Below are 10,828 nucleotides of genomic sequence, written 5' to 3'. Positions count from 1 at the left end.
GGCCCCCATGACCGGACTGCGGTACGTCTACGCCGTCTGCCGTCCCTTCGACGCGGCCCTCCAGGCCCAGTTGACGGGGGTCGCGGGTGTCCCGCCGAAACTGCTCACCCATCACGGTCTGGTCGCCGTCGTCAGCACCGTGCCGGAGGCGGACTTCGCCGAGGAGCCGCTCCGGCAGCGGACGGACGACGGAGACCGGGCCCACCATGCCGTGATCGACGCGCTGACCGCCGTCACGACCCCGCTGCCACTACGGCCCGGCACCGTCTTCCGGGACGACAGCGCAGTACGCGTGATGATCGAGGAATGCGAGGACGATTTCCGGCGCGCCCTGGACCGGTTTTCGGGGCGAGTGGAGTGGCACGTGAAGGTGTATCTCGAACACCTTGAACAGAACGCCGAGGTGTTCGCCGGGCAATTGCACCGGACCCTTTCCCGGTACGCCGAGGACCACCGACTGTACGCGTCATCGGATGTCCTCGAAGCGGCCTAACTTGTGACGCGCGAGGATTCCGAGCAATTCGTGGAACTGGTCGACCGGACGAACGGTGACGATGATGGTCCGAGGGTCGAACTCACCGGCCCCTGGGCCGTCTACTCCTTCTTCGGGAACGGCACGGGTCGCGGCCCGAGGACCTGAATCAGGTCCTCGGGCCGCAGGGGCTGAATCTTTATCGGGGCCGGTTACCAGCGATACCAGCGACCCCTTGATCCGCTCGCGCTCGTGCCCCGCACCAGGAATCCCAGTAGCCAGACGGCGAGCACGATGATTGCGATCCACCAGAGAATTTTCACCGCGAATCCGGCACCGAACAGAATCAGGGCCAGAAGCAGTACGAGCAGAATGGGAACCATAGTGTCGAACCTCCTGGACACCGGGTTTCCCGAAATCCGCGACTCAGACATCGGCCGGGTGAATCAGGTGGCCTTCCGGCAGAGAATCTCGCCGTGCGGCACGGTGAACCAGGCATCCTCCCGGCGCCCCCACTCCCGCCACGCCTCCGAAACCGCCCGCAGTTGCTCCACGGTCGCGAGGCCGCCCTCCGTGGCCCGGTCCGCGTACGCCGACGCCAGCGTCCGGTCCGCCCACAGACCGCTCCACCAGGCGATCTCGTCGGTGTCCGCGAACGTCCAAGTGCTGGACGTGGCCGTGATGTCCGTGAGACCGGCCCGCAGCGCCCAGGACTTCAGTCGGCGCCCCGCGTCCGGCTCGCCCCCGTTGGCACGGGCCACCCGCCGGTACAGGTCCAGCCAGTCGTCCATGCCCTGCGACGCCGGATACCAGGCCATGGCCAGATAGTCCCCGTCGCGGACAGCGATGTACCCGCCCGGCTTGGTGACCCGGTGCATCTCGCGCAGCGCGCGCACCGGGTCACCCACGTGCTGGAGCACCTGATGGGCGTGGACCACGCAGAACGTGTCGTCGGGGAAGTCCAGCGCGTGGACGTCCGCGACCGCGAACTCGACGTTGCCGAGGCCCCGTTCGGCGGCCGTGGCCCTGGCCTGTTCCAGGATGCCCGGTGCCCGGTCGACGCCGGTGACATGCCCGTCGGGGACAAGTTCCGCCAGGTCGGCGGTGATCGTGCCAGGGCCGCAGCCGATGTCCAGGATCTTCATGTGCGGCTTCAGTGAACCGAGGAGGTACGCGGCCGAGTTGGCGGCGGTGCGCCAGGTGTGCGAGCGGAGCACGGACTCGTGGTGCCCGTGCGTGTAGACGGCGGTCTCCTGCGGCTGCGACTGCGGCTTGGACATGACCGTGCCCCTTCTCGTCTTCTCGGCTCGTTCCCCTTCACCGTACGCAGCCATGCCGAATAATGAGACCCGCGTCTTGAAGTGTGGACAGCCGCCGGTCAGTTCCGGCCGAGCGGGCGGTAGACCGTCAGCGCCTCCGGGAGCTTCTCGAGCGTCACGCCGCCCGTCACCTCCGTGACCTCGCCGTCGTACGCGAGAAGGGTCCCCGGCGTCACGTCGTCCACGTGGAGCCGGTGGACCCGGACACCAGCGTGGGCGGGGGAACGGGTCAGCGGGCCCGCAACGGCCGCCGCCAGGAGGCGCAGCGCGGGCCGTCGGCCGCCGTGCACCACCCGTACGTCGAGCCGCCCGTCCGCCAGGTCGAGCCGGCGGGCCGGGACGAGGCCCAGCCGGTGGTAGGTGCCGTTGCCCGCGAAGAGCAGCCACAACGGGTGTGTACCGCCCCGGAACTGGGCCTCCAGGGGATGACTGTCGGTGCGCAGGACACGTGCCGCCGCGACCACCCCGGCCGGCCAGCCGCCGATCCGGTCCGACCAGCGCTCCCGCTCGCGCACCAGCTCCGGATAGACGCCCAGGCTGCACGTGTTGAGGAAGACGCCCTCCTGCTCCCCGGACCGGAACCGGCCCACGTCAACCCGCACCGCCTCGCCCCGCCGCACCGCCCGGCCGACGTCCCGGACGTCCTCGACGCCCAGGTCGAGCGCGAAGTGGTTGAGCGTGCCGCCGGGCAGCACGGCGAGCGGCTTGCCGTGGCGCAGGGCGATCTCGGCGGCCGTGTTGACGGTGCCGTCGCCGCCGCACACCCCGAGCACCTGGCAGCGGGCCGCCGCCTTCTCCAGCTCCTCCCGTACGTCCTGGGGCGCGCACTCCACGATCTCCGCCAGCGGCAGTACGTCACCCAGCGCGCGGGCCCGGTCGGCGGTGGCCGCCGCCGTGTTCGCCACGAGGATCAGCCCCTCGCCGTCGGGCAGCGCCGGAGCCGTCGCGTGCGGCGGGCCCGGGGGCGTGGCGTGGTCGCGGGTCGGCACCAGCCCCCGTACGGCGAACGCGGCGCCCGCGCCCAGGACCGCGCCCGCCAGGACGTCACTGGGGAAGTGGACGCCGGTATAGACCCGGGACATCGCCACCGAGAAGGCGACCGGCGCCACCACGGCCCCGAGGCCACGGGACTCCAGGGCGACCCCGGTCGCGAAGGCCGCCGCCGACGCCGCGTGACCGGACGGGAACGACGTGGTGATCGGCTGCCGCTTCAGCTGCCTGACCAGCGGTACGGGGTCCAGTACGGGGCGTGGACGGCGTACCGAGCGCTTGCCGACCGTGTTGATCGTCGCGGAGGCCACCGCGAGGGAGGCCAGGCCCCGGACGGCGGCCCGGCGCGCCCTGGGGCTCCCGGTGGCCGCCAGTGCGGCCGCCGTCGCCATCCACAGGACGCCGTGGTTCGCGCTGCGGCTCAGCCTCGGCAGGACCCGCTCGGCGCCCGGCCAGTGCCGGGTGGCGGCGGTCTCGAACAGCCGGAAGTCGAGATTCAGCAGGCTCTTGCGCAGGGCGTGGCGGCCGGGCAGGGGGACGGTGAGGTCGATGTCTGCGGTCATGACGCTCTGGGTACCCTGAAGTGAGCCCTTTTGTCTTGTCGAACGCGTCGGTTGTGCGTGTTGTGGGGCTTGTCGCAAGTGTCGTAGGGCGAGAGGAAAACCCGTATGCGTCTGCTCCTCATCCGGCACGGTCAGACCCCGTCGAACGTGTTGTATCTGCTGGACACCGCAGTTCCGGGGGCCGCACTGACCGAGCTGGGGGAGCGGCAGGCCGCCGCGCTGCCGGAGGCGCTCGCGGGCGAGGACATCGACGCGCTGTACGCGTCCACCCTGATCCGTACGCAGCTGACCGCCGCGCCGCTGGCCGGGGCGCGTGGTCTCGACGTGCTGGTACGGGACGGGATCCGGGAGGTGGCCGCCGGGGACCTGGAGATGCGGGGGGATGCCGAGGCGGCGGATCTGTACATGACCACCGTGTTCGCCTGGGCGGGCGGTGAGACGGAGCGGCGGATGCCGGGTGGGGAGAACGGGGTCGAGGCGCTCGGGCGGTTCGACGCGGTGGTGGCGGAGGCGGCCGCGAGTGGGGTTGGCACCGTCGCCATGGTCAGTCATGGCGCCGCTATCCGGATGTGGGCGGCGGCCCGGGCGGACAATGTCGATGTGGCTTTTGCCGCGGAGCATCGGCTCGACAACACCGGGGTGGTTGTTCTGGAGGGGTCGCCGGGGGACGGGTGGAAGGCGGTGTCCTGGGCGGGGGCGGTTGTCGCTGCGGACGCGGAGAGTGGGCCGGCCGGAGAGCGGCTTGACTCCGTCGGGTAGGTGGTTATTCGGCTGCGGGACCGTCGTGGCTGGTCGCGCAGTTCCCCGCGCCCCTGTCGGGGCGCGTTTCCGTGGCCGTCGGTTTTATGGGTTTGCCGGGGGTCGTCGTCGGGCCGCAGAATGCGGTCCCATGGGACATCTGGAAGCGGCGCATCTTGAGTACTACCTCCCTGATGGGAGGGCGCTGCTCGGCGATGTGTCGTTCCGCGTCGGTGAAGGGGCCGTCGTGGCCCTTGTGGGGCCCAACGGCGCCGGGAAGACGACTCTGCTGCGGCTGATCTCCGGTGAGCTGAAACCGCATGGTGGGACCGTCACCGTGGGCGGTGGGCTCGGTGTGATGCGCCAGTTCGTGGGCTCCGTACGGGACGAGACGACCGTACGGGATCTGCTCGTGTCGGTCGCCACGCCCCGGATCCAGGAGGCCGCGAAGGCCGTCGACGTGGCCGAGCACGGCATGCTGACCGTCGACGACGAGGCGGCCCAGCTCCAGTACGCGCAGGCCCTCTCCGACTGGGCCGAGGCGCGCGGGTACGAGGCCGAGACGCTGTGGGACATGTGCACCACGGCCGCGCTCGGGGTGCCGTACGAGAAGGCCCAGTGGCGGCAGGTGCGGACGCTGTCCGGCGGTGAGCAGAAGCGGCTGGTGCTGGAGGCGCTGCTGCGGGGCACCGACGAGGTGCTGCTGCTCGACGAGCCGGACAACTACCTCGACGTGCCCGGCAAGCGGTGGCTGGAGGAGCGGCTAGCGGAGACCCGGAAGACGGTTCTCTTCGTCTCCCACGACCGGGAACTGCTCTCCCGGTCCGCGCAGAAGATCGTGTCCGTCGAACCGGGTCCCGCCGGTGCGGACGCGTGGGTGCACGGTGCCGGGTTCGCCACGTATCACGAGGCGCGGGCCGAACGGTTCGCGCGCTTCGACGAGTTGCGCCGGCGCTGGGACGAGAAGCACGCCCAGTTGAAGAAGCTGGTGCTGAACCTCCGTCAGGCCGCTGAGAACAGCCCGGCCATGGCGTCGAGGTACGCGGCCTCCCAGACTCGGCTGCGGAAGTTCGAGGAGGCGGGGCCGCCGCCCGAGCCGCCGCGCGAGCAGGACATCACCATGCGGCTCAAGGGCGGCCGGACCGGCGTAAGGTCCGTCACCTGCAAGGGACTTGAGCTGACCGGGCTGATGAAACCCTTCGACCTGGAGGTCTTCTACGGCGAGCGGGTCGCCGTCCTCGGCTCCAACGGTTCCGGCAAGTCCCACTTCCTGCGACTGCTCGCCGGTGACACCGTGAACCACACCGGCGAGTGGAAACTCGGCGCGCGGGTCGTGCCCGGGCACTTCGCCCAGACGCACGCCCACCCCGAGCTGGAGGGCCGTACGCTCCTCGACATCCTGTGGTCCGAGCACGCGCAGGACCGGGGCGCGGCCAGTTCCCGGCTGCGCCGCTACGAGCTGACCGCGCAGGCAGAGCAGCGCTTCGACCGGCTCTCCGGGGGCCAGCAGGCCCGCTTCCAGATCCTGCTCCTGGAGCTGCAGGGCGTCACCGCGCTGCTCCTGGACGAGCCGACGGACAACCTCGACCTGGAGTCCGCCGAGGCTCTCCAGGAGGGGCTGGAGGCGTTCGAGGGCACGGTCCTCGCCGTCACCCACGACCGCTGGTTCGCTCGTTCGTTCGACCGCTATCTGGTCTTCGGCAGCGACGGGCGGGTCCGGGAGACCCCGGAGCCGGTGTGGGACGAGCGGCGCGTGGAGCGGGCCCGGTAGCACACGAGGCCCGAGCGCCTGGTTCTTCGTACAGTGGAAGGACGCCACGACGAGCGGGGTGTCACCATGACCGGAGTCGACCCGAGCCGACTGGACGACCAGCAGCTGATGCGCGAGCTGGAGACGATCCACCGCACACGCCACGACACGCTCCTGCACGGTTCGAACGACGCCCTGCGCACCCACAACGCGCGCATGGCGGGGCTGGAGGGCGAGTATCTACGCCGCCACCCACGCCGCCCGATCACCGCGGGCCGCACCCGCGAGGGCGCCCGGGAACGGGGTTGCGCGGAGGAGTGACCGACACCGCTGCCGGGGCCCCATGGCTCCCGGCAGCGGTGGTATTCGGCGGCGTCAGCAGCGCGCCGCAGGCCGGTCCCGGTGCGGGCGGGCCGCGCCAGCTCCGGCGAGTGGGGCGGTGCCGATGCCAGGCCCTATGGCTCCCAGGAGCGGCGTCGTTCTGCGGCGTCAGCCGCGTGCCGGCTTCCGGTCCCAGTGGCGGTGGGCCGCGATCGCCGTGACGAAGGCCTGGCGGAACTCCCCGCTTGCCGGGCCCGGGGCCGTGTCCGTGACCACGCCCTGGTCGGATATCCCGTCGGATCGTCGGCCCGGAACGCCTCGCGCTGCTCGTGCTTGTCCATCAGTCAGCCTCCTCGTCGGCCACGTCGGACCTGTCGAACTCGGAAACGAGCGCCGCGCAGAACGCCTTCAGGTCGTCCGGCCTACGGCTGGTGATCAGGACGTTGGGCCCGTGGTCGCAGATCCGGACCTGCTCGTCGACCCACTCGCCGCCCGCATTGCGGATGTCGGTGCGCAGGCTCGGCCACGAGGTCAGCACCCGGCCCCGGACGACGTCCGCCTCCACGAGCGTCCACGGGGCGTGACAGATCGCGGCGACCGGCCGGCCCCGGTCGAAGAAGTCCCGCACGAACGCGACGGCACGCTCGTCCGTACGCAGGAGGTCCGGGTTGGCCACCCCGCCGGGCAGCACGAGCCCGCCGAAGGACGCGGCCGGTACCTCGCCGACCACCTCCGCCACGGGGAACGTGTCCGCCTTGTCGAGATGGTCGAAGGCCTGCACCCGGCCGTGCTCCGTCGACACGAGCACGGGTTCGTCGCCCGTGTCGGTCACCGCCTGCCAGGGCTCGGTCAGTTCGATCTGCTCGACACCCTCGGGTGCGGTCAGAAACGCGATACGCATGGTCCTCGGTGTCCTTTCTCGGTTCGGCGGCCTGGTCAGGTCAGGTCAGGTCAGGTCACGGCTCGCGCGGGCTTGACTCCGGGCCGCCGCTCACGATCGCCTCGGCGAGCTTCTGCACCGAGGCGTAGCGGGCGTTCCTGGGGAGCCGCTCCAGGGGCTCGACCAGGGTGTCGGGGGCGTGGCCGGCGCGCAGGAGGCCGCGCAGTTCGCGCGGGCCGGCCGGGAAGGACGTACGGACCAGGAAGCGGGCCAGTTCGAGGCGGACCGTCTCCAGCCCGGCCGGGGAGCGGTCGGGGGCCACCGGGCCGCCCGCGATCGGCGGGTCGTCCTCGGCGGCGGGCTCAGGGTCGTGCCACTCCTCGGTGCTGGTGGGGTGGCCGGACCTCAGCAGGTCCTGGACCTGGTGTTTCATCTCGTCGTCGCGATGGGCGCTGACGCGGCCACTGCCTTGCATGACTGCCTCCAGACTCGGGGGTGCCCGCCGCGTACCCGAAGATCCGGTCCCGACACACCGCCGGCGCACCTCAGCGCTGCCTCTTACCGAGACGGCCCCAGGCGGCGAGCTGACCGTTGATGCCGTCGCCGGGATACCCGAAAGCCTGTTTGGCACGCATGAGGCGGGGCAACCGCAACATCAGTGCTTCGGACAGGAGGCACGTCCGTGGGAGCGGTGTACCGCCGACCCGGGTGTGTCCGTCCGGGCTGGACGCGCGCTTCCACGGGGACCGTCCGTCCATCCCAGAGCACTCCGAGGGAGTTGCGTCGCACCATGCGAACCCAAGTGAGTCCGAAGCGTCATCCCCACCATGACGCCCCCGACACCGCCGAGTCGTTCCGCAAGCTCGCCGCCCTTCCCGAGGGCCAGCAGCGCGACACCCTGCGCCAGAAGATCGTCGAGGCCTGGCTGCCCATGGCCGACCGGCTCGCGGGCCGCTTCCGCAACCGCGGCGAGAACATGGACGATCTGCGCCAGGTGGCCGCGCTGGGCCTGGTCAAGGCCGTCGACCGCTACGACCCCGCACTCGGGAACGCCTTCGAGAGCTACGCCGTCCCCACCGTCACCGGTGAGATCAAGCGGCACTTCCGCGACCACATGTGGACCCTGCACGTACCGCGCCGGGTCCAGGACCTGCGCAACCGAGTACGGTTCGCCTCCCAGGACCTGGCGCAGACCATCCCTGGCCGCAGGCCCACCGTCGCCGAGATCGCCGAGCACGCCAACATGACCGAGGAGGACGTCAAGGCCGGCCTGGAGGCACTGGAGAGCTTCACCGCGCTCTCCCTCGATGCCGAACTGCCCGGCAGCGACGACGGATACTCCCTCAGCGACGCCCTCGGCGCACCCGACCCGGCCCTCGACACCGTCATCGACCGCGAGGCTGTCAAGCCCCGGCTGCGGGCGCTGCCCGAGCGTGAGCGCGACATCCTCTACATGCGGTTCTTCGGTGACATGACCCAGAGCCGCATCGCCGAGCAGCTCGGCATCTCGCAGATGCACGTCTCCCGGCTGATCAGCCGCTCCTGCGACCGGCTGCGGGACCAGGTCATGAAGGACGCGGCCTGACTCCGTCGGTTGTGCGGTTCGGCTCCGCCGGCTGTGCGGTGTGTTCGCCGTGGGTCGGTGGGGGCTGGTCGCGCAGTTCCCCGCGCCCCTACGGGCGCGGATGCCTCGCCCCTAGGGCTCGTCCATCGCCAGGGCGATGTGGCGGGACATCATGTCCATCGTCTGTGCCTCCGCCAGTGAGAACGCCGGTCGGGCGCCGCTGCGGAACAGGGTGAGTACGCCGTGGACGGCGCCGTCGCGGGTCAGGGGTACGCACAACAGGGACGTCACGTTCGCCTGGACCAGGACCGGTGCGCCGGTCGTGTCGCGGCCGAAGGCGTCCGGGTCGTCGGGGCGTACGCGCGGCGCGGGGGAGCCGCCCCGCGCCGCCTCGACGACCAGCGGGCAGTCGGCGGGATCCTGTGCCGCGACGGCGGCCGTGTCCGTCCCGGACGGCCCCAGCACGGTCGTACGGGACGGACGGGCGCCGCCTGTGTCGGCGATCACCCAGTCCGCGAACCGGCCGTGCAGTACTCCGGCCGCCTGCTCCAGAACCGTGCGCGGGTCGTGGGACGGGCAGGTCAGCAGGGCCGAGGTCATGGCGTCCAGGAGGTCCAGCAGGGTCGCGTGCCGCGTCGCCTCGGCGAGGTCGGGGAGGGCTGCTGCCGGATTCCCCGCCGGTTCGGGCGGGCCCGGCGGCAGAGTCGGGTCGGCCGGCTGGAGCACCACCAGGACCGTCGCGCGGGGTTCGCCGTTCGGTCTGAGCCCGGTGAGGGTCGTGTGCACCGGTAAGGACGGGCGCTGCTGGAGCCGTACGGTGAGGCCCCGGTCGCCCTCGCCACGGGCCACCGCCGCGACCTGGGAACGGAACGCGGCCCGGTCGGCGTGCACGAGGAAGCCCGTCAGCGGACGGCCCGTCGCATAACCCGCGCGGGCCCCGGTGAACGCGGTCGCAGCGGGGTTGAGGCGGCGCACGACCGTCTCACGGTCCGTCAAAGCCACGGGCAGCGGGAGCTGTTGGAAGATCATCCGCAGCAACTGCTGGTCCTGACGGTCACGTTGACCCGCCCCTGCGGAGGGCAGGGTGGACGACAGTCGTTCGTACCAGGGCCACAACTGGTCGGCCACATGGTCGAGTTCGAAGATGGCCGCGTCCAGGACGGTCGGGAGATCGTCGGGCGGTACGGATCGCGCGGCTTTCAACTCGGCGACCCTGCGCACAAAATCCACAAGTTCCTCACCGAATTCGTCAGTCTGCGCCATGACATGAACCTAACTCGTTTTCCTTTGGGGCGAGCGGGCAGGCGCGGAGAAGAAGGAGGTGGGCGCGATGCCGGACAGCGGTCAACTCGGCCACTGGGCAAGGGAGTCGACCGAATCGACCGTGCCCGGGCGCAGACTGTCGGAGCTTGTCGAGCAGGCCGTCCGTTGCACCGCCGACTGCTGCGGGGCCAGCAGCATGGTGACCGAGGCGGGCACCGGATCCGCACAGGAGACGGGGCCGGAACGCTCGGCCGCCGTCACTCATCCCGACCTCGCGGGCCTCGTCGCCGTCCAGCTCCGCTCCGGCGACGGGCCCATCCCGGCCGCCCTCGAACGCGGTACGCCCGTCGACTCGGCCGACCTGCTGAGCGAGCGGCGCTGGCCCGAGTACCGTGCCGTGGCGCTCGACTCCGGGGTCCGTTCCAGCGTCACGCTGCCCTTCCGGCGCTCCGGGCTGACGGTCACCCTCAGCCTCTACAGCTTCCGGCCCGGCACCCTGGAGGACGCCCCGCACGGTCCCGTACGGGCACTCGGCGACCTCGCGGCCACCTGCCTGGTCCGCGACCGCTCCTACGGCGCCGCGCTCACCGAGCTGGAGCAGCTCGGCACCGCCCTGCGCACCCGGCCCGTCGTCGACCAGGCGTGCGGCATCGTCATGCACGTCCTGGGCTGCGACGCCGACGACGCCTTCGGCGTACTGCGCCGGATCTCACAGGCCACCAACCGCAAGCTGTCGGAGGTGGCGGCACGTGTGGTCGCGCGGCGGGGGCGGGGCTTGGAAGGGGAGTTGGTCTCCCTGTCGAACTGACGGTCGGGTCGGGGGCGGGCGGGCAAGGGCGGGCGGGGCCGCGCGAGGGTCGGCCGGTGCTGCGGTGCTGCGGTGCTGCGGTGCTGCGGTGCTGCGGTGCTGCGGTGCTGCGGTGCTGCGGTGCTGCGGTGCTGCGGTGCTGCGGTGCTGCGGTGCTGCG

At 71.4% G+C, this 10,828-nt stretch carries 11 protein-coding genes and 1 pseudogene; 6 read left to right on the top strand and 6 right to left on the bottom strand.

Translation table 11 applies throughout. The features are described 5' to 3' along the window. The first annotated feature begins 7 nt into the window (after positions 1-7). Positions 8-640, top strand: a pseudogene (locus tag ACFYXF_RS38955) (GvpL/GvpF family gas vesicle protein). 44 nt (positions 641-684) lie between these two features. On the opposite strand, the gene ACFYXF_RS38950 reads toward ACFYXF_RS38955, so the two are convergent. The 3 genes from ACFYXF_RS38950 to ACFYXF_RS38940 form a co-directional block, all read right to left on the bottom strand. Next, the gene (locus ACFYXF_RS38950; RefSeq protein WP_389356723.1) at positions 685-855 is read right to left on the bottom strand and encodes a hydrophobic protein; all 171 of its coding nucleotides are present in this window, start codon (positions 853-855) and stop codon (positions 685-687) included. 63 nt (positions 856-918) lie between these two features. Then, complete coding sequence (locus tag ACFYXF_RS38945) at positions 919-1,752, bottom strand: class I SAM-dependent methyltransferase (protein ID WP_389356722.1); 834 nt, start codon at positions 1,750-1,752, stop codon at positions 919-921. Positions 1,753-1,850: 98 nt separating this feature from the next. Next, positions 1,851-3,344 carry a bifunctional phosphatase PAP2/diacylglycerol kinase family protein gene (locus ACFYXF_RS38940; protein ID WP_389356721.1) on the bottom strand — a complete coding sequence of 498 codons (1,494 nt, stop codon included), beginning with the start codon at positions 3,342-3,344 and terminating at the stop codon, positions 1,851-1,853. A gap of 105 nt (positions 3,345-3,449) precedes the next feature. Between ACFYXF_RS38940 and ACFYXF_RS38935 the strand changes: the two genes are divergently transcribed. The 3 genes from ACFYXF_RS38935 to ACFYXF_RS38925 all read left to right on the top strand — a co-directional run bounded on the left by ACFYXF_RS38935 (position 3,450) and on the right by ACFYXF_RS38925 (position 6,153). After that, on the top strand, positions 3,450-4,103 hold the full coding sequence (locus ACFYXF_RS38935; RefSeq protein WP_389356720.1) for a histidine phosphatase family protein: 654 nt from the start codon (positions 3,450-3,452) through the stop codon (positions 4,101-4,103). A gap of 130 nt (positions 4,104-4,233) precedes the next feature. Continuing rightward, positions 4,234-5,853 carry an ATP-binding cassette domain-containing protein gene (locus tag ACFYXF_RS38930; RefSeq protein ID WP_389356719.1) on the top strand — a complete coding sequence of 540 codons (1,620 nt, stop codon included), beginning with the start codon at positions 4,234-4,236 and terminating at the stop codon, positions 5,851-5,853. Positions 5,854-5,919: 66 nt separating this feature from the next. Continuing rightward, positions 5,920-6,153, top strand: coding sequence for a DUF6158 family protein (locus tag ACFYXF_RS38925; protein ID WP_389356718.1), 234 nt, complete (start codon positions 5,920-5,922; stop codon positions 6,151-6,153). A gap of 340 nt (positions 6,154-6,493) precedes the next feature. Here ACFYXF_RS38925 and ACFYXF_RS38920 read toward each other — a convergent pair whose 3' ends face one another. Together ACFYXF_RS38920 and ACFYXF_RS38915 are read right to left on the bottom strand one after the other, a co-directional pair. Continuing rightward, positions 6,494-7,054, bottom strand: coding sequence for a type 1 glutamine amidotransferase domain-containing protein (locus ACFYXF_RS38920; protein ID WP_389356717.1), 561 nt, complete (start codon positions 7,052-7,054; stop codon positions 6,494-6,496). A 55-nt stretch (positions 7,055-7,109) separates the two neighbouring features. Next, positions 7,110-7,508, bottom strand: a complete 399-nt coding sequence (locus ACFYXF_RS38915; RefSeq protein ID WP_389356716.1) for a DUF2795 domain-containing protein — start codon at positions 7,506-7,508, stop codon at positions 7,110-7,112. Between the two features lie 315 nt (positions 7,509-7,823). Between ACFYXF_RS38915 and ACFYXF_RS38910 the strand changes: the two genes are divergently transcribed. Then, a complete protein-coding gene (locus tag ACFYXF_RS38910; RefSeq protein WP_389356715.1) occupies positions 7,824-8,618 on the top strand; it encodes an RNA polymerase sigma factor SigF in 795 nt (264 codons plus the stop codon). A 111-nt stretch (positions 8,619-8,729) separates the two neighbouring features. Here the strand turns inward: ACFYXF_RS38910 and ACFYXF_RS38905 are convergent, their stop codons facing one another. Then, positions 8,730-9,860 carry a GAF domain-containing protein gene (locus ACFYXF_RS38905; protein ID WP_389356714.1) on the bottom strand — a complete coding sequence of 377 codons (1,131 nt, stop codon included), beginning with the start codon at positions 9,858-9,860 and terminating at the stop codon, positions 8,730-8,732. A 67-nt stretch (positions 9,861-9,927) separates the two neighbouring features. Between ACFYXF_RS38905 and ACFYXF_RS38900 the strand changes: the two genes are divergently transcribed. Further along, the gene (locus ACFYXF_RS38900; RefSeq protein ID WP_389356713.1) at positions 9,928-10,668 is read left to right on the top strand and encodes an ANTAR domain-containing response regulator; all 741 of its coding nucleotides are present in this window, start codon (positions 9,928-9,930) and stop codon (positions 10,666-10,668) included. The last annotated feature ends 160 nt before the right edge of the window (positions 10,669-10,828 follow it).

The sequence above is a fragment of the Streptomyces sp. NPDC002680 genome (assembly GCF_042889145.1).
GTDB lineage: Bacteria > Actinomycetota > Actinomycetes > Streptomycetales > Streptomycetaceae > Streptomyces > Streptomyces adonidis.
This window is presented reverse-complemented; position numbering and strand designations above follow the sequence as displayed.